A 19574-nucleotide genomic window follows, 5' to 3' on the forward strand; every position below is an offset into this window, starting at 1 on the left:
GACCTCGGCAACGCGAATTACGCGCCCCTAGAACTTAGTCAAGAATTCCTTGGCGTCCATGGACTGCACCAGAGTATCGCCCAAAAGCGCCCGCAGGCGTTCCAAATCAGGGTGGCCTTCGCGTTCGAACACCACCACCTTCTTAAAGCGATCACGGTGGCGCAACAAGAATTCCAGATTGTTCATGTCGGACTTCGGGAATCCATAGCCCAAGAAGAAAATCTCTTCGGCATTCTTGAGATAGTAATCGGCCTTACTCCACAACAAATTAAACAGGCTCCCGCGCAAGAAAGATTCCTTGGCATGCGCCATCGGAATGTAAATCGGAGTGTCTTCACGATAAATCGGAAAACTGCGGTCGCAAGGTTCCACCTGGCACACATTCTTTAAATCAAGCGGATCAGAAGCGCCCTTGACCGGGTACCAGTTCAGCGAGCCATGCAGCTTGAGCAAATCAATCGAATGAGTCCGCGGAGCACGAACCGCACTGCGGTCAGCAGGGTCAATACGCACGCCGTAATCCACCGCCACATTTGCACTCATCTTAGGGTCATCGGCAATGATGTTTTCAATCAACGTGTCGTAATTAAAGCTGAGCAGCAAGGTATCGCGTACGCCCTCGCTCGGGCAATTCACACAGCCCGCCAAAAACTTGCGGAGAATGGCCGCCGACTGGGAATCTACCGCATGGTCATGGCGAATGGCACCCGCAATAAAGCGCAACAGTTCAAAACGCAGGCTCGAATGGTAAAGGCTCTCGCGCACACCGGGGAAAATCTGTGCCGACAAAATCGACGTCGAAAGCGTTTCGATATTCAGGTATTCCGCCTGGTTATTGCAAAGTTCCAGAAACCGCCTGCAGTAATCACGCAGGTGCGGGAACTCGTCCGAAATTCCAAAGGGAATCAGTTCGTTCAAGTCACGCAGCGTAGGCATTTGCGGACAAAACGACTTGCTGAATCCAGAACCCAGCACAAAAATGCGGCGGTATGTACTCGATGCGATATCCATACCCTTAATGTATAATAATTTCAGCGGAAGTGCAATAAAAAACGCCTCACGCCAAAACGTGAGACGCATCAATCCAGAAATGTTCCTTACGGCTTATTCGGCGCGCAGTTTCTTTGCGGCTGCCACAAGGTTCTTGAGGCTTGCCGTGGTTTCGGTTTCGCCGCGGGTCTTGAGGCCGCAATCGGGGTTCACCCACACGTTTTCTTGCGGGACCTTCGCGATAATCTTGTGGAGCGCATCCACAATTTCCTGTTCCGAGGGCACGCGCGGAGAGTGAATGTCATACACGCCCGGCCCCACCTGCGTTTCGAACTTGGCTTCGTTCAGGGCGTCAAGCAGCTTGAGGTCGGAACGGCTTGCCTCGAAGGTGATCACGTCAGCATCCATGTTATCAATATCGCGCACGATGTCGTTGAATTCGCTATAACACATGTGCGTGTGGATTTGCGTTTCGGGCTTGACCTTCGCATGCACCAGGCGGAATGCGGGGATTGCCCAGTCGAGGTATTCCTTGTGCCAATCGCTCTTGCGGAGCGGCAGCTTTTCGCGGAGGGCGGCTTCGTCAATCTGGATAATGCGAATGCCGTTCTTTTCGAGGTCCAGGACTTCGTCGCGGATAGCGAAACCGATTTCCTGTGCCTGCACCTTCAGCGAAACATCTTCGCGCGGGAACGACCAGTTGAGAATCGTCACCGGGCCCGTGAGCATGCCCTTCACCGGTTTCTTGGTGCAGCTCTGGGCGTATACGGACCATTCGACCGTAATCGGGGCGCTGCGACTCACGTCGCCCCAAACTACAGGCGGCTTCACGCAACGGGTGCCGTAGCTCTGCACCCAGGCATTCTGCGTAAACACGAATCCGTCAATCTTCGAGCCGAAATATTCCACCATGTCGTTGCGTTCGAATTCACCGTGCACAATCACGTCGAGGCCGATTTCTTCTTGCAGCTTGATGCATTCGGCAATCTTTTTGCGGTTGAATTCCACATACTGTTTCTTGGAAATTTCACCCTTGCGGAAGGCGGCGCGGTTTGCGCGGACTTCGGCCGTCTGCGGGAAAGACCCGATGGTAGTCGTGGGGAATGCGGGCAGTTTGAATTCAGCCTTCTGCACTTCGCGGCGCTTGAGGCGGCTCGGTTTGCGTTCGAAATCAGCGGCGGTGAGGGCGGCAAGTTCCGCCTGTACCTTGGCGTTCGCCTGCACACGCGGGGTGGCGAACAGAGCCTTATTCTTTGCGAGAGCGGCAGCATCACCGCTTGCAATTTCAGCAAGTTCAACGAGCTTCTCTTCAGCGAAGGCGAAATGCTTGAGAATGTCGGCCGAGAGTTTCTGTTCAGCAGCAACCGTATACGGCACATGCAACAGCGAGCAAGAAGTTCCGACCACTACGTTTTCTGCACCGACAGCACTCACGATTTCGGCGAGCAAGGCATTCTTCTGTGCGTAATCGGCACGCCAGATATTCTTGCCGTTCACGACGCCGGCGAGCAGGAGCGTATTCTTCGGGAAACCAGACTTGATGAGTTCCAGCGACTTGAGGCCTTCCACAAAATCAAGACCGATGGCATCGAAACCGAGAGCAACCACATCCTGGTACACATCGCGGATATCACCAAAGTAAGTCTGCAAGGCAACCTTGAGGCCTGCGGCACGCACCTTCTTGACGAGTTCCACATAAATAGATTTAAAAAGTTCCTTTTCTTCGGCGGTCACGTCAAACACCAAAGCGGGTTCGGCGAAGCTGATCCATTCGGCACCGGCAGCGGCGAGCAATTCGGCGACCTTCGCGTAGGCAGCGACTGCAGAGGCGGCGAAATCCTTAGCCTTCTTTTGGCCGTTGTAGCGGGCCAAGCGGAGGAACGTGTAGGCGCCAATCAAAGTCGGCACGGTCTGGATTCCGGCAGCCTTTGCTTCGTTGAATTCCTGCACCGGCTTGGAACCATCCACCTTGAATTCAGAAGCGTCATCGATTTCCGGAACAATGTAGTGGTAGTTCGTGTTAAACCACTTCTTCATGGGGAGCGCCTTCACGTCGCCCTTTTCACCCTGGTAACCGTGAGCGGCTGCGAAATACTTTTCGAGCGTGCTCAAGTTCAGGCTTTTGTAACGTTCCGGAACAATGCCGAACAAGAATGCAGTGTCGAGAACGTTATCATAGAAAGAGAAGTCGTTCGACGGAATAAAGTCGATACCTGCGGCCTTCTGCTTCTGCCAACCATACTGACGGATTTCGGCGGCGACGTTCTGGAGTTCAGCTTCGGAGATTTCACCCTTAAAGAACTTTTCGCTTGCAAACTTGAGTTCACGGGCCTTACCGATACGCGGGAAACCAATTACAGATGTTTTTTTATTGCTCATAGTGTTTTACCTACCTTTTTTGTTTGTTTTTCGTTTACGCCGCCAAATATACCTCCGTTTTCATCATCGGTAAAATACTATTTTTTATGCATTCACCATAGATTTTTCCTATGGAACAAACAAAAACATTTGAATAACTAGCTATAAGAAAGCCCTATGACTTTACAACAACTTAAGTACGCCATCGCCATCGCCGATACGCGCAATATTACCGAAGCATCCAAGCGCGTATTCATCTCGCAACCGAGCCTTACGGCGGCCATTCATGACCTCGAAGAAGAAATGGGCGTCACCATCTTTAACCGCTCCAATAAAGGCGTCACGATCACTAACGAGGGTGATGAATTCCTCTCTTACGCCAGGCAAGTTTTGGAACAAGCGACCCTCATGGAAGACCGTTACAAGGGTGGCAAAAGTGGCAACACCATCTTCTCCGTGAGCTGTCAGCATTACTCTTTTGCGGTCAACGCATTCGTCGATGTCATCCGTAAATTCGGCGGTCCGAGCTACGATTTTACGCTCCGAGAGACCCAAACAAATGAAATTATTGACGATATTGCGAAGCTAAAAAGCGAAATTGGGGTACTTTATTTGAGCGATAAGAACGAAAAAGTCATCAAAAAACTGATTCAAAAGAACAATTTGGTCTTTGAAGAGCTCTTTGCGACCCCCTTGCACGTGTTTATGTCGTCTAAAAACCCGCTCGCCAAGAAAGAAAAAATCACATTGGAAGACTTGAAGCCGTATCCGTACCTGACCTACGAACAAGGCGATTTCAATTCCTTCTACTTTGCCGAAGAGCCCCTAACCGCCATTGATTTCGATTGCCCGCGCAATATCAAGGTCCGCGACCGCGCCACGCTTTTCAACCTACTTATCGGCCTTGACGGCTACACCATTTGCTCCGGCGTGATCAGCCACAAGCTCAACGGCCGCAACATTATCGCAAGGCAACTCGACGTTCACGACAAAATGACCATCGGTTACGTGATGCGAAAAGGCGTAACGCCGTCGCGCTACGCCAAAGCCTACATTGCCGCACTCCTGCGACACTGCAAATAAATTACTTATCGATAATCGCCGAGGCGACCACACCATCGCCAGCGTAAAGCACCAGCACCTGGCCGGGGGCGGCAGCGAATTGCGGGGTTTCGAATTCCACGCGAATGCGGCCCCGCTCCAAGTCAAGAATCTTTGCCGGAGAACCCTTGTGGCCCAAGCGAATGTGGGCGTCTAGCGGTCCCCTAAGCAGTGGCGAGTTTTCGTTGATCATCAAGTTTAAGTCAATGGCAGAAACTTGAATGCAGGAAAGAGCGCTGCGGGGGCCGAGAATCACCTGATTCTTGGCGGCGTCAATGGCCACCACAAAAAGCGGTTCCTTTTGGCCGCCAATGTTCAAGCCCTTGCGCTGGCCCACGGTATAATTCACGATTCCCTTGTGGCGGCCAAGCACCTTGCCGCTCACATCCACGAAATCGCCCGGCACCTGGTCCGATTCTTCGAACAGCACCGAGTAATCACCGCATTCGATAAAATCCTGGCTTTCGCGCTTGGTAGCAAAATCTTCCCAGCCGATTTCAGCGGCGAGAGCCTTTACATCTTGCTTGTGCATACCGCCCAGCGGGAAAAGCACCGTCGAAAGTTGCTCCGCCGAGAGGCGCGACAGAAAATAAGTCTGGTCCTTGCCCGTATCCAGGGCGCGATACAAAAAGGGTTCATTCTCGTTTTTGAAATCAAGGCGCGCATAATGCCCGGTGGCAAAATAATCGAATTCAATTCCCATTTTGCGGGCGGCCAAATGCAATGCGCCAAACTTGATAGACTGATTGCAGCGCACGCACGGGTTCGGCGTACGGCCAGCGCGGTATTCGGCGCGGAAATAATCCAGCACCTTGGTTTTATATTCGTCGGCGACAGGAACCACATAATGCGGGATTCCCAAGCGATCTGCCACCAATTTCGCTTCTTCAATATTTTTGTCTTCGCTCGGGCCGTAGCAGCCTTCACGACCTTCTACCGCAGGCATATTCACCGAGCCGTCCCACGTTGCCATGGTGAGGCCCACCACATCGTACCCCTGCTTTTGCAACAGGTACGCCGAAAGGGCGGAATCTACACCGCCCGATAAACCGACTGCCACTTTTTTTGTCATTGAGCCAAATGTAGAAGTCGCAAAAACAAATGTCTAATAAAGTTTTTTGATACCTAGGTATCGTTAAAAATTATACCGGCGGGTTCGTCCAAATACATGACTTCGCCGATTTCCGGCATCAGCACGGGCTTGCCAGATTCCTTGGCGGCCCGCTTTGCATTTTCGAGCGGTTCAAAGTAAGCGTGTTTGCTCAGGCAGAATTTTGAGTGATGAACGGTGAGGTAGCGCTTAGCGCCAAGTTCCGTCATTTCTTTGCCCAAATATTCCGGCATGGTATGGATTTGCGCCCAGTCCGGATTGTACTGGCCATTTTCCATAATGCCCAAATCGATATTCTGGAACTTTTCGCCAATCTGCTTGAAATGCTTGCCGTAACCGCCGTCGCCGCCAATCCAGACAGTACGTTTTGGCGATTCATAGATAAACGACGCCCAAAAGGTCTTGTTCTTGTTCAGGTCTCGACCCGAAAAATGCCTTGCCGGAGTTGCCGTGACGCGGTTGCCGTCGCCAAGGTCCATAGATTCCCACCAGTCGAATTCTAGAAGTTTTTCAACAGGGTAATGCCAATATTCCAGATGCGAACCGACACCGAGTGCCGTAACCACCTTCTTGACGCGCGGTTCCAATTCCACAACGGTTTCATAATCCAAATGATCCCAATGATCATGCGTAATCACCAAGTAATCAATATCCGGCATATCGGCAGGTTTATAGATATCTGTACCCTTGAACATTTTGTTCGCAAAACTCACTGGAGACCCCTTATAAAATACGGGATCTACCAAGATTTTTTTGCCGGAAAGGTTCAAAAGGTAAGACGAATGGCCAAACCAAACGACCCAATCCTTATCGCCGGGCAGTTTTTTCAGGTCAGTCTTGATAGCAGGTAGGGCGGTGTCCGGAACCGTTTGCTGTTTAGTGTTGAACATGAACTCCCGCCATACGGCAAGCGTGCTCTTGTTTCCGGTCATAAAGAGCGTTTCTTCTTCGTTCACGAACTGCTTACCGTCGTAATGCGGGGACTGCTTGATTCGTTCGAGGCGCGCGCCATGCGGGATTTTCCCGAAACTAGGCTGACCAAGGAACAATGCGCCCACATTACAAATCAGAAAGAATACCGAAAAAAAGATTGCCGTAACCATACGTATTAAAGAATAAAAATTATTCCATTAATCCGCAGATTCCAGCAAAGAAATTCCGACAGAAGTATAAAATCAGTCGATTAAATCGTTCTAAAAACGCAACACTACACCGGCAATTTCGAGCACAGTTTTTCCACTGTGTCCGAAAGCAGTTTTTTCACGTCATCACGGTTGCAGGCATCCAGCTGTTCCAGGCACGCCGTCAAAGTCAACACAATGGTCTCCCTAAAGGCGTACTCTTCTTGCAATTTGCGTTCCTTGCCGTATTCCCACAAGGCAAAGATCAGCGCAAATACCGCCATCGAAGACATGGCGACATTGATCACCACATCGGCCCATACAGAATCCGTATGCACGCCGAATCGAGTAAACACATTATAAATCCACCAGGACGCACCGCCGAACAGCACCAAACTTAGGAACAGCCAAAGGCGCGCCTTGCGGCCCAAGCTCCGCTTTCTCTTGCTAAAACTGCTGCCCAAAGAGCCGCCGCCCACAAAGTCTGTCATCTTCTTGATTTTTTCGACTTTTTCGCTAGACGTCGTCAAGCAAGCTTGAACACCCTTCAAGCTATTCTCCGTCATGCTGTCGATTTCAGAAATCTTGGCACTAACCTGATCAATCAAACTCTGGGCAGATTCCATTTTCTCGGAGAATTGCCTGTCCTTGTCTTCGGCATCAGTCATCTTGAGCGTCAAAGATTCTTTAAGTTCTTCCAAGCCCTGCTTTCGGGCATCCAGCTGTTCTGTCAGAGCCTGAATTTCGGCAACCTTTTCTGCTGCCTCTGCAGACTTCGCCTTTGCGCTCTGTTCCGCTTCCGTCACAGACATCATCTGGGTTTTTACCAAGTCCGTCATCTTCAGGATTCTTTCGAATTCTTCCGACGCTTTGTCAAACAGCTCGCCCGTCTTTTCCTCTGCCTCGGTAATGGCCGCCACACGTTCATCCAGATTGTCTTTCTGCGGGGCATTCCAAAAACCGAACATCATCTCGTATACGGCAAGATTTCTCGTACAAATAGAAAGAACCGTGACATTCTGCTTCTTGATAGACGCCGCAATCATCACGATTAACTGCGCAAGCGTTTTGGGCGGCAATCCGAAATAAGTCAGCTCCGAATCCCTTACGCGGGCGGGTTCCGGCAAGTCGAAAGGCAAATACAGCCAATCGCACGTTTTCATCTTTTCGCACAATTGGGCGAAAGGCCGCTTCACGTTTTCAAGCGCCTTCCGCAGCTGCACCGACCTGACAGTGCGATCGTGAACGCTCACACCAGCATAGGTATGGAGATATTCATCTCGGCTATTTTCTAAAAGATTGATGCTATCAAGAAGCTCTTCGCGCTGCTGACGATTCATCCCTAACCCCTTTTTAAAAAAACGCGCACAAGATAACTTTTTTTAACGCGTTTCAGGGATTATTTTTCGTACAACATTATTCCTTAATGCTTAACTAAACATTACAAACGCTATAGCGACAAGCCCTTTTCGAATTCGGCTAAAAATGCACGTCCCTGCACCCATTCGCCCAAATTTGAATCGGAATTGATGTGCCCTAGCGCGCCTGCATTAAACAACTTTGCGCCCCACGCCTCGGCAAAGAATTTCGTACGCTCGGGCGTCATGTACGGGTCGTTTTCGCTCCCCACAATGCAAACGGGCACCGGCATTTTTTCGGTAGGCATCGGAGCAAAGTTCTTGATGACATCAACCGTGTCGGCATCGGCAGGAGCCACAAGGAAGGCCCCCTTGATATTCGCCGGAAGATTCCCTTGCTGTTTCGCACGTAAAAGCCAGAGAGCCGTCGTTACGACGCCCAGACTATGTGAAACCAGAATCGTGTCGCCCTTCAGCTGGCGGACAGCTTCATCGAGTGTCGCAATCCAATCCTCTTTTTGGGGCTTATCCCAGCAATGCTGATAGACTCGGCTTGCGCTAGGCAGGCTTTTGGTCCAAAAAGTTTGCCAATGGTTCGGGCCAGAATTATTTAAACCGGGAACAATCAAGTAGTGCATTCGAGAAGTCCTTTTCTTTCCTATAAAAATAGTATATAAATAAAGACACCGCTTGACACTTTTTCCATTTTGCCTACTTTACCGCCGCTATCAGACGCACGGAATCGAACGCCTTCAGGTTTCCCATCAGAAAATACCGCTGCTGTAGCGCATTTTCGCCGAGAAATTCGTCGACCTTGAATCCGTAACGCTCAAGCACCTCGAAAACTTCGCGGTCCAGGTAGCCTTCGGCCATGGTTTCGCCGCAATCGGCAACAATTTTTCGCAATTCCTGAACCGAATTCGAATAGGCATCTTTTTGCAGGTAATCAAATACAATCGAAATGCCGGTTGATGCAATCTCTGAAAACTGGCGCACGGTTTCTGCGAAAACAGAAAGCGGAAGGTAATATGAGACGCCCAGAATGCTAATAACTGTCGGCTTTTTGCAGTCAAAGCCATTTGCGACAAGTCTTTCGACAATGCTGTCCTTGCTGAAGTCGATCGCCACAAAATGGACATTCTCCGAAACGCTCCACTTGAGTTCGCGAATGCGATTTTTCTTGTAGCTTTGCGTCGGAAGCAAATCCAGTTCAAAAACTTCGACATTCGGGTCTTTGTTGCGGAACGAGAACGTGTCTACGCCCGCACCGCAAATTACATATTGAATCTTTCCCGAACGGGCAAGGAGCTTAACGCGATCTTCGGCGAAGCGACTCCTCGAAAGTACAATCGGGAGGAAGTATTTCCGGTTGAAATATTCGACCGAATTTTCTGATTCCTGCGGAAACCGCTTTAGAATCAAGCGCGAAACATTTTCGTACTCCTCGCGGCCCATCAAGTCGAACGCCAAAAAGTCATTGAAAACGGTATGGTCCGATTGTAGAGAATGCCAGGCACGGGCAAATGCGCATAATTTTGCTGTTAAGCTTTCCATTTATTTTTCCTTTTTAAATATGAGATGAAGGCCAATGCCCATAAGAAACGCCCGCGTAGGCTAACCATACACGGGCGACAAAAATGAATACCGCAATAAACGCCCGTCAACATCGGCCGTTCATACAACAAAATTTTGCAATTTGGAGCATCATTTTATTTGTCCTGTAATCCCTTGAGTCTCTGGGTGCGTTCCGCTATCTTTTTACGGTATACGTTGATTTTGGCAATTGCTTCGGCGATGGGGAGCGCAATGTCGAAAGCGCGCACATTAAAGCGCGTTAAAGCCTGCACCGCCTGCGGGCCAAGCTGCGAGCAAAGAACGTAATCTAAATCGGCTAGATTTTTCGCGGCCGAGAACATGGATGAACGTTCTACATCTCGCTGCCCACAAGCGCCGTCTCCGCACGTGCCGTCGCAATGCTCCGGCTTAACGCGGACCTCGACTTTTTCAAATTTTCCGCTTTCTTCATCGACTTCGTAGACGTCGAACGCCGCGGCATGTCCAAAGTGAACATTGACATTTTCGCCATCGTTTGTGGCGACTGCAACTCTATATTTAGCCATGAGAGAAAGTCTCCTTTACACGGATACGGTCCATGTAGATTTGCGCGCCGACATCGTAAACGCCCGGGACGCCAACGGCGTCGGCACGGCAATGGGCGCAATGCTTGAATACGTTGATGAATACGCCCGCCTGTTCCTGCGCAATCGCAAGAGTTTTCGGTGTCGGAGCGGGAATATCCTTAAAGCCATTTTGCGGAATCAACGGAATGATATTGTACATGATGGCGCCCGCTTCGCGCACGGTGGCCGCCACATCTTCGATGTGCTTGTCGTTAATGCCCGGGCAAAGAACCGTATTCACTTTGATAAGCGTTCCACTCTTTGCGACTTTGCGAATGCCTTCGAGCTGGTTGTGAATCAGAATTTCTGCCGCTTCTACGCCCGTGTAGGTTTTTCCGTGATAGAAAATTCTTGCATTGATCATCGCCTCGATTTCAGGGTCCACGGCATTCACCGTGACCGTGAGCGAATCAATGCCCACATCGATGACTTCATCTGCCTTGTCATTCAGCAAAAGCCCATTGGTGCTCATGCAGCGAATAAGCTGCGGGAATTCCTTTTTTACCAAGCGGAATGTATCTAGCGCAAAAGGAGTTGCCAAGGTGTCGCCTGGGCCTGCGATTCCCACCGTCGTGAGTTCCGGCACAAATTCCAAAGCCTTGCGAATGTATCCGCATGCCTCTTCGGGCTTAATCACCTTACTCGTATTTCCCGGTACCTGAGCATCTTCGTTAATGCGCCTATCACAAAAACGGCACTCGATGTTGCAACCTGGGGCGACAGGCAAATGAATGCGTCCCTTTCGGTTTTTGCAAGCACCAAAACACGGGTGTTCTCTAAAAACTGTTTCTTGACTGGTTGCCATAAAACCTCGCAAGGTATGTAAACCTTGCACAAAAATGATCGGCAAAGAACCGATTTAGTTTGTATTAAATATTGTGAACGTTTTGCCTAGCGTTCTGTAGCGTGATTAATGCTTTAACTTCTTAGCCAAAGAAGTATGGCTATAAAGTTAAAAAACAGAATTGTCAAATTCAATATGAATCCAAGAGCGAAAATAAAAAAAGTTCATTTTTTTGAGAGAGCGATAGCTTTATGCTAACGCATGTTATAGGCGTTCGCTATCGCAAAATACTTTTTCGCATGCGCAATAGATTCACGCTAATAAGGGTTATAAGCGGAATTTATAACAACTTAAAAAAAGTGATTTTTTTTGACTAAACGGGTTCAAAAAGTATTGGAAAGAGTTGACTTTAATTCTAACTTGCCTTTGCCTAGTATTTTTGTAGGAAAACATCAAGGAGACACGATAACATGTCTAAGAAATTACGTCAAATCGCTATTTACGGAAAGGGTGGCATCGGTAAGTCCACCACGACTCAAAACCTGACCGCAGGCCTTGTAGAACAGGGGAAACACGTTCTTGTGGTCGGTTGCGACCCCAAAGCAGACTCCACCCGCCTTTTGCTCGGCGGCCTTCACCAGAAAACGGTGCTCGATACCATTCGTGACAATAAGACTGAAATTCAGCTTTCTGACCTTGAAAAGGTCGGCTTTAAGGGCGTGCGTTGCGTAGAATCCGGTGGCCCGGAACCGGGCGTGGGTTGCGCAGGCCGTGGCATCATCACCTCCATTAGCATGCTCGAACAGCTCGGCGCCTACACCGAAGACCTTGATTACGTTTTCTACGATGTGTTGGGTGACGTGGTGTGCGGCGGTTTCGCCATGCCGATTCGTGAAGGTAAGGCCAAGGAAATTTACATCGTGGCCTCCGGCGAAATGATGGCCCTTTATGCGGCAAACAATATTTGTAAGGGTATCGCCAAGTATGCCCAGCACGGCGAAGTGCGCTTGGGCGGTATCATTTGTAACAGCCGTAACGTGGATAACGAACTTGACCTGCTCCGTGCATTCACCAAGGAACTCAACACGCAGCTGATTCAGTATGTGCCGCGCAACAACATTGTGCAGCAGGCCGAAATCCGCAAGAAAACCGTGATTGAATTCGAACCTAAGTCCAGCCAGGCAAACGTCTATCGTGAACTCGCCAAGAATATCGACGAAAACGAACTCTTCACCATTCCGACCCCGATGACGCAGGATCGTTTGGAACAGATTCTCATCGATTACGGCATGATGGAAAAAGACTACCAGATTTAATGTGAGGGTTCATGGCCAAGACTAATATTAATTTGAACATGACCTCAGTCGAAAACCGCGAGTATCGACTGGGTACAATTATCGGCTGGGACGGCAAGGCGAGCGACCTAATCAAGGAATCGGCCTACGACGAACGCAGTGCGAAAAAGCATGGCGGTTGCGCGGGCAAGGGCTCGGGCTGCAAACTTTGCGAATTGAATTCCCCGCTGAACCAAGAAACAATGTGCTCTAACGCAATTGTGCAGTGCCAGGTGGGTAACCTTACGGACTGCGCCCTGATTGACCATTCTCCTATCGGTTGCAGCGGCGAAAACTCCAAGTTTAACCTCTCGATGCATAACGGCCTTCGCCGCCGTGGAAAGCCCCTGCAGAATACGCTGAACATCAGCACGAACCTGAAAGAAAAGGACATGGTTTTCGGCGCTTCTGAAAAGCTCCGCCAGACTATCCTTGACGCAAAGGAACGCTTTAACCCTAAGGCGATCTTCATTGGCATGGCGTGTGCAACCGCTATTATCGGCGAAGACATTGACTCTATCGCCGAAGAAATGGAGCCGGAAGTCGGCGTGCCTATTATTCCGCTGCACTGCGAAGGTTTCCGTTCCAAGCACTGGTCTACGGGTTTTGACGTCGCTTTCCATGGTGTGCTTCGCCAGATTGTGGAACGCCACCCGACCAAGAAACAGATTGACTTGATCAACATCGTTGCCCTCTGGGGTTCGGACTATTTCTCCGAAATGCTTGCTCCGCTTGGACTGCGCGTAAACTACCTTTTGGATACCGCCTCTTTCGAAGAAATTCGCCAGGCCTCCGAAGCAGTCGGTACCGCTACCTTCTGCGATACGTTGGGCGGCTACATGGCAACAGCACTTGAAGAATCTTTCGGTGTTCCGCAGATTGACGCTCCGCAGCCTTACGGCATCAAGGGTACCGATGCATGGCTTCGCGCTATCGCAAAGGTGGTCGGCAAAGAAAAAGAAGCCGAAGAATACATCGAAAGCGAACACAAGCGCATTGCCCCGAAGCTTGCCGAACTCCGCGAATTTTTCAAGGGCAAGAACGGCATCGTGATGACGGGTTCTGCATACGCACACGGCCTCATCAGCGTGCTTTCGGAACTGGGAATCGGCCACGACGCTGCACTCGTGTTCCACCACGACCCCGTTTACGACGGCGGTGGCGAACATCAGGATACCTTGAAGGAACTGGTCGAAACCTACGGCGACATTCCGCACTATACCGTCAGTAAGACTCGCGCCTTCCAGCTTCCGCAGCTTCTGAAGCGCGCCAAGACGGATTTCTTGCTCATTCGCCATCCGGGCCTCGCTTCTGTCGCGGGCCATCTCGGATTCCCGACCCTCACCATGGGCGACGAACATATTCCGGTGGGCTATCAGGGCATTCTCCGCATTGGCGAAATGCTCAAGGGCGTGATTGCACGTACCAAGTTTAACCAGGTGCTTAAACGCAACGTGAAACTTCCGTATTCCGACTGGTGGCTTGCTCAGGACGATCCGTTCTACCTGACGCACCATCCGGAAGCACTTGAAGATTTGCCGGAACCGAGAAATCTCAAACTGAAAATTGGTACAGAATCCAATTCGACTAGCGTATAATAAGGGGATTTTTAACAATGGCTACAATTCAAAAGAAAAAAAGTAATTCTATTTCGGACCCCCGATACGCTTGCGCAGTTGGTGCATCTCATACTGTTGTCGCTATTAAGGGCGCTGTTCCTATTGCCAACTGCTCTCCGGGCTGCCAGCTTAAGCAAACCGCATTCCTCACGTTTGAAAACGGTTTCCAGGGTAGCATTTACGCCGGTGCCGGTAACATGCCGAGCGCAAACTCTACCGAAAACGACATCGTTTTTGGCGGCATCAAGACATTGGATCAGTTGATCAAGTCGACGCTCAAGGTGTTCAATGGCGATCTCTACGTTGTGCTTACCGGTTGTGTGGGCGGCCTTATCGGTGATGACGTTTCCACGTTGGTGCGCAATTACCGCGATTTGGGTTACCCGATTGTGTCTGTCGATACCGCCGGTTTCAAGGGCAACAACCTTTTCGGTCACGAAGAAGTCGTAAACGCCATCGTTGACCAGTTTGTGGGCGATTACAGCGGCGAACGCAAAAAGGGCCTGGTAAACCTTTGGTTCGAAACTCCCTACTACAACCAGAACTGGCGTGGTGACTACCAGGAAATCGCCCGCATTTTGCGCGGCGCAGGCTTCGAAGTCAATGTGCTGTTCGGACCCGAAAATAATGGCGTCGCGGACTGGCTGCGCATTCCCGAGGCACAATTCAACTTGGTGATTTCACCCTGGGTTGGCGTCCGAAACGCAGAACACCTCCAGGAAAAATACGGTCAGCCGTTCCTGCACATTCCTGAAATTCCTCTCGGCGCCGAAGCGACAAGCGAATTTATCCGTAAAGTTGTCGAATTTGCCGGAATTGACAAGGAACAGAGCGAAAAGTTCATCAAGGAAGAAAACAGAATCTATTACTACTATCTGGAACACTTCTCTGAATTCTTCGCCGAATACTGGTTCGGTATGCCCAGCGAATTTGCCATTACCGCAGATTCCGCCTACACGCTTGCCTACACCAAGTTCCTCGTAGACCAAATCGGTCTTATTCCGCGCAAGGCTATCATCAGTGACGATCCTCCGCAGAAGTTCCGCGAACAAATCGAAAATGCCTTCCACAACATTAGTGAAGGTGTCGATATTGATGTGGAATTTGAAGAAGATGGCTACCTGATTGAAAAGTCTATTAAGGAAGTGAATTTCTCTTCTGGAAAGCCTTTGATTCTCGCCTCTTCGTGGGAAATCAATATCGCCAACGAAAAGAATGCATTGCTTTTCGAAATTACTCCGCCCTCTAGCGAAACGTTGATTATCAATCGCAGCTTCGTTGGTTACAAGGGTGCGCTTAATTTGCTCGAAAAGATTTATAGCACTTCTGTCGGTGGCAAATAATTTCAAGACAAATTAAACAATTCTTTTTACTCTCCAAATAAATGTCGCTTGATTATTCAGGCGGCATTTTCTTAAAAACATCAAAGTCACTTTTTGTCACGACATCTGTTCAAGCCTAACCCTATATTAAGCTATAAAGAAAAAGTATTTTACAAACTCATTTTTATTTCTACTTTTGTCGTACAAAAATTCGAGAACGTCATGTTCCGAAGAGCAAACAAATCAGAACGAGGATACCTATATGTGTAGACTTTATAATTTTGCTCAAGGCATTCGCCAGTAAGCACTCAACCCCACCAAACAAAATTTAATCAAGTCGTGCAAAAAAAGTTTTTTGCATGGTTGCTCAACCCATAAAAATTTTCAATCAGGAGATTTATAAATGAATATCAATTCGAAAAATATTGCTGCCAAGATTATCCTTTTATCTGCAATCACCTCTTTCGCTGCCGAACCGATTTCGGTCACCACAAAAACCGGCGTAACCGCAACCCTTTACGGTTTTGCATCTCTCAACGCCGCCTACGAAGATTCCAAGAGCAATAACGGTAACTTCGCCAACTTCGTTGCCGCTTCTGACCTCACCAATGAAAACGATGGCGGCTGGCACTTGACTCCGAACCTGACTCGAATCGGTTTCAATCTTTCGAGCGGTAACGATACGACTTATTTCAAGGCCAACGGTAAAGTCGAAGTAGACTTTTACGGTGGCGGCTCAGCCAACAATCCTAACCCGCGTCTCCGCCACGGCTACGGTGAAATTTCTTTCAGCAAGACTGGCTTCTCTATTTTGGGCGGTCAAACTTGGGACGTGATTTCTCCGTTGGTAACCCCGACGCTTAACGCAGGCGTTCTCAATAACTCCGGCGACGCAGGCCTTCGTAGAGCTCAGCTGAGACTCACCGAGAAAATCCCCGTTGGTGAAGGTTCTGTGGATATTGCCGCCGCTGTTGTCCGCACCATCGGTGAAAACCAGCCGTACAATTCCTCCTCTGCCTCGGAAACCGGTACCGACGCCGACATTCCTACTTTCCAGGGCCGCATCGGCATTGCGCTTCCGCTGTGGGTGGAAAACAAGAAGGCTGGTTTGGGCGTTTCTGGCCATTACGGACAAGAAGAAATCGACTTGGACGCAACCGGCAAAACCAAGGATATTCCCACCTGGTCTGCTAACGTCGACTTGACTCTCCCCATCACAAGCGCAATCACCTTTCTTGGCGAAGGATTCGTCGGTGAAAACCTGGATACATACGCTGCCGGCATCGGTCGCGGATTTGTCGCCAACACCGAAGATCCCGAAAGCGTCAAGAGCATCAAGGCTTACGGTGGTTGGTTCGCTCTGCAAGCTAAACTGATCCAAAAACTGGCAATTAATGGTGGCGCAGGTATTGACAAACTGGACCGCGATGACATCGAAACCGTGGGCGGCCGCGAGCAGAACATTTCCATTTTCGCAAACGCCACCTACAGCCTGACCGATGCATTCTCGCTCGGATTTGAATACTTGCACGTTCAAACCGATTACCTGACCGCCGGCACCGTGAAAGAAGCCGACTTGAACCGCTATCAACTTTCTGCAACTTATGGTTTCTAACGAAGGAGACTTGAATAATGAATCAGAAACAAATTTTCAATAAAATCCGCAATCGAATTGCTTTCACAATCCTCTTTAGCCTCGCCTGCGCCACTTCTGCAATCGCCGCAGACAAGATTTCCATCGGTTACCTGTCTTCTACAGGTCAAGGAAAATTCTTTATCGCTAAAGATGCTGGCATTTTCGAGAAAAACGGTCTTGACGTAACGCTCGTAGAATTTTCGAATTCCGGCGACGGCATTGCTGCTGTCCGCGCAGGTAAACTCGATGCAGGCGCATTCGGTTCGCTCGCTCCGCTTATTCACATTTCGCAGGGTGCCGACATCCGCGTGATTGGAGGCATCATGGGTGGCGACCAGGCTGTGATTACCCGCAAGGAAAACGCAGCCTCCGTCAAAAAGCTGAGTGACCTCAAGGGCAAGAAAATCGCCACCATTCGCTTGGGCACCGCCGACGCCATCGTTCGCGGCGGCCTCAAGAAAGAAGGCGTTGACTGGCGCAAGGATGTCACCATCGTAGAACTCAAGAATCCGCCTGCAGTGATCGAAGCCGTCAAGAATGGCAGCGTATTTGCAGGCGTTACTTGGGGCCCGCACGACCTCCGCGCCGAAGAAGCAGGCCTTTCTGTGGTGCTCCGCAGTAAGGACATCAATCCCGGCCATATTTGCTGCCGCTTAATTGCCTCGCTCCGCAAGATTGACGGCCGCGAAGATGTCTATAAGCGTTTGGTCAAATCGCTAATCGAAGCTGAAGAACTGGTGCAAAATGACCACAAGAAGAGCGTGGAAATTATTGCCAAGTGGATCAAGCTTGATACCGCTCTTGTCAACAAGGCGTTCTACAGCGGGCACGTCACGCAGGATACCGACCCGAACGTGAAGGGTGTTGAATTCTTCTGGGATTTCTTGAAAGATGCTGAATTTATCAAGTCCGACAAGAAAGTCTCCGAATACGTGCGCACCGATTTCTATAAGGCCGCCATCGCGGAACTGCGCAAAGAAAAACCCAAGTCCGAATTTTACGTCAAGGCCGAAAACATTTTCAAGTCCAGGAACTAAGAATAGTATGGCAATAAAGCAAAATGGTTTTGAAACAACGAATCTCGGTTTTTCGTACGATGGCAGGGCCATCTTGAAAAACATCAACTTGAAAATCAACCAAGGTGAGTTCGTATGCCTGCTAGGCGAAAGCGGTAGTGGCAAGACCACTTTGCTTAACCTTCTCGCCGGGCTTACCAAGCCGAGCGAGGGGCATGTCTACTGGAAAGGAAAAGAAATCGAAAAGCCTTCTGCAGAAAGGAGTGTAGTCTTTCAGGACTACACCCTTTTCCCTTGGCTTACCCTTCTCCAAAATGTAACGCTCGCCATTAAAAAGACAAAAAAGCTGAAGACGAGCTACGCCAAAAATTTAGCCGAAGAATACTTGAACTTAGTAGGACTTTCTGGAAGCCTACATAAATACCCCTTTGAACTTTCGGGCGGAATGCGCCAGCGCGGAGCCATAGCGCGTGCCTTAAGTGTCAGCGCTGACGCCCTTCTTTTAGACGAACCCTTTGGCGCTCTCGATCCCGTAAACCGTGCAAGCCTCCAAGATTTGGTGCTGGAACTTTGCCGCGGTGTCAAGGACCGCCCAATCACCACACTGTTTGTCACGCACGACATTCGCGAAGCCGTTTATCTCGGAAGCCGCATTATCGTTTTAGGGGCAACCCCCGGTCGCATCATTGCAGACATCCCGCTTGATTTCCCGGTAAAGAAGAATCGTGGTGAATGGTTCCGCAACGAAAAAGTCCAACAAACCATTGCAACCATTGAAGACGCCTACCACAAGGACATCCTTGAAAAACTAGGCCACATTGTACAAGGAGGTGCCAGCATATGAGAACTTTTACAAAATACTTATCCAAGTTTTCGGGGAACCTTTTTCTTCTCTTTTTACTTGGAATTTGGGTGTTGATCAGCTGCGGTCCCGAATGGGACAGCCAATATTTGTTCCCGTCTCCTAAGGCTATACTGAAAGCCCTCTTCGATTCTCGTGAAGAACTTTTGCGCAGTGCAGGAGCCTCTCTTTTAAAACTGGTGCCCGCCTATTTGGTGGCGTCGATTGTCGGAATCTCTATCGGAATCGTTTCCGGTTCCATTCCGTGGGTATCGAACATGCTGAAACCCATTTCCAGGTTTGCGGCCCCCATTCCCCCCAACGTTTATATTCCTTACGCGATAGCGATTCTTCCGACGTTCTATTTGTCTTCGACCTTTATCATCTTTATTGCCGCTTTTTGGCCCATTTACTTGAATACGGCTGCCGGCGCGGCTGAAATCCCCGAAAAATACAGGCGCAACGCCGCCATTATCGGAATTGGAAAGTTTGAATACTTGTGGAGAATCGCCCTTGTAGCAAGCCTGCCGTCAATATTTTCGGGGCTTTCTGTAGGCATGGGACTTTCGTTCATCATGCTCACCGTGGCTGAACTTTTCGGCGAAAACACGGGGCTCGGTCACTTTGTGCAATTTTACGCCGACTATTCCGATTACCCCAACATGGTTGCAGGCATTCTCTGGACAGGCATTGTGGTACTTGCGATTATGGAACTGTTTGAACTTGTTAAACGCAAGCTCCTGTTCTGGACAAAAGCGAACTAGTCATGATTAGTAACACTTCAAAAATATTTATATTGGCAG

Annotated in this window: 17 protein-coding genes; 8 read left to right on the top strand and 9 right to left on the bottom strand. The window is 49.6% G+C overall.

The features are described from left to right. Positions 1-27: 27 nt before the first annotated feature. Entirely contained in the window at positions 28-1080 is a 1053-nt protein-coding gene (locus tag QZN53_RS03580; RefSeq protein ID WP_163437556.1) for a hypothetical protein, read from the bottom strand. 24 nt (positions 1081-1104) lie between these two features. Further along, positions 1105-3369, bottom strand: a complete 2265-nt coding sequence (metE, locus tag QZN53_RS03585; protein ID WP_163437557.1) for a 5-methyltetrahydropteroyltriglutamate--homocysteine S-methyltransferase — start codon at positions 3367-3369, stop codon at positions 1105-1107. Positions 3370-3525: 156 nt separating this feature from the next. Between metE and QZN53_RS03590 the strand changes: the two genes are divergently transcribed. Then, positions 3526-4431, top strand: coding sequence for a LysR family transcriptional regulator (locus tag QZN53_RS03590; RefSeq protein WP_163437558.1), 906 nt, complete (start codon positions 3526-3528; stop codon positions 4429-4431). Position 4432: 1 nt separating this feature from the next. Here QZN53_RS03590 and mnmA read toward each other — a convergent pair whose 3' ends face one another. The 7 genes from mnmA to QZN53_RS03625 all read right to left on the bottom strand — a co-directional run bounded on the left by mnmA (position 4433) and on the right by QZN53_RS03625 (position 11024). Continuing rightward, complete coding sequence (gene mnmA / locus QZN53_RS03595) at positions 4433-5521, bottom strand: tRNA 2-thiouridine(34) synthase MnmA (RefSeq protein ID WP_163437559.1); 1089 nt, start codon at positions 5519-5521, stop codon at positions 4433-4435. 53 nt (positions 5522-5574) lie between these two features. Next, the gene (locus QZN53_RS03600) at positions 5575-6663 is read right to left on the bottom strand and encodes an MBL fold metallo-hydrolase (RefSeq protein WP_163437560.1); all 1089 of its coding nucleotides are present in this window, start codon (positions 6661-6663) and stop codon (positions 5575-5577) included. 104 nt (positions 6664-6767) lie between these two features. Continuing rightward, positions 6768-8021 (bottom strand): hypothetical protein, encoded by a 1254-nt coding sequence (locus QZN53_RS03605; RefSeq protein WP_163437561.1) that lies wholly within the window; start codon positions 8019-8021, stop codon positions 6768-6770. A 110-nt stretch (positions 8022-8131) separates the two neighbouring features. Continuing rightward, a complete protein-coding gene (locus QZN53_RS03610; RefSeq protein WP_163437562.1) occupies positions 8132-8677 on the bottom strand; it encodes an alpha/beta hydrolase in 546 nt (181 codons plus the stop codon). A 73-nt stretch (positions 8678-8750) separates the two neighbouring features. Continuing rightward, positions 8751-9593 (bottom strand): class I SAM-dependent methyltransferase, encoded by an 843-nt coding sequence (locus QZN53_RS03615; protein WP_073056574.1) that lies wholly within the window; start codon positions 9591-9593, stop codon positions 8751-8753. A 155-nt stretch (positions 9594-9748) separates the two neighbouring features. Continuing rightward, positions 9749-10159, bottom strand: a complete 411-nt coding sequence (locus tag QZN53_RS03620; protein ID WP_072801406.1) for a NifB/NifX family molybdenum-iron cluster-binding protein — start codon at positions 10157-10159, stop codon at positions 9749-9751. Continuing rightward, positions 10152-11024, bottom strand: coding sequence for a radical SAM protein (locus QZN53_RS03625; RefSeq protein WP_073056572.1), 873 nt, complete (start codon positions 11022-11024; stop codon positions 10152-10154). The genes QZN53_RS03620 and QZN53_RS03625 overlap by 8 nt, the downstream gene beginning before the upstream one ends. Positions 11025-11473: 449 nt before the next feature. Between QZN53_RS03625 and nifH the strand changes: the two genes are divergently transcribed. The 7 genes from nifH (at position 11474) to QZN53_RS03660 (ending at position 19535) form a co-directional block, all read left to right on the top strand. Beyond that, positions 11474-12319, top strand: coding sequence for a nitrogenase iron protein (nifH, locus tag QZN53_RS03630; protein ID WP_072801408.1), 846 nt, complete (start codon positions 11474-11476; stop codon positions 12317-12319). 11 nt (positions 12320-12330) lie between these two features. Continuing rightward, positions 12331-13935, top strand: coding sequence for a nitrogenase component 1 (locus QZN53_RS03635; RefSeq protein ID WP_163437563.1), 1605 nt, complete (start codon positions 12331-12333; stop codon positions 13933-13935). Positions 13936-13952: 17 nt separating this feature from the next. Then, positions 13953-15299 (top strand): nitrogenase component 1, encoded by a 1347-nt coding sequence (locus tag QZN53_RS03640; RefSeq protein WP_163437564.1) that lies wholly within the window; start codon positions 13953-13955, stop codon positions 15297-15299. Between the two features lie 382 nt (positions 15300-15681). Next, complete coding sequence (locus QZN53_RS03645) at positions 15682-16893, top strand: hypothetical protein (protein ID WP_163437565.1); 1212 nt, start codon at positions 15682-15684, stop codon at positions 16891-16893. 17 nt (positions 16894-16910) lie between these two features. Continuing rightward, positions 16911-17951, top strand: coding sequence for an ABC transporter substrate-binding protein (locus QZN53_RS03650; RefSeq protein WP_163437566.1), 1041 nt, complete (start codon positions 16911-16913; stop codon positions 17949-17951). Positions 17952-17958: 7 nt separating this feature from the next. Continuing rightward, positions 17959-18774, top strand: coding sequence for an ABC transporter ATP-binding protein (locus tag QZN53_RS03655; RefSeq protein ID WP_163437567.1), 816 nt, complete (start codon positions 17959-17961; stop codon positions 18772-18774). Positions 18775-18842: 68 nt separating this feature from the next. Continuing rightward, positions 18843-19535, top strand: a complete 693-nt coding sequence (locus tag QZN53_RS03660) for an ABC transporter permease (RefSeq protein ID WP_294651700.1) — start codon at positions 18843-18845, stop codon at positions 19533-19535. Positions 19536-19574: the final 39 nt, after the last annotated feature.

It is taken from the genome of uncultured Fibrobacter sp. (genome assembly GCF_900316465.1).
GTDB lineage: Bacteria > Fibrobacterota > Fibrobacteria > Fibrobacterales > Fibrobacteraceae > Fibrobacter.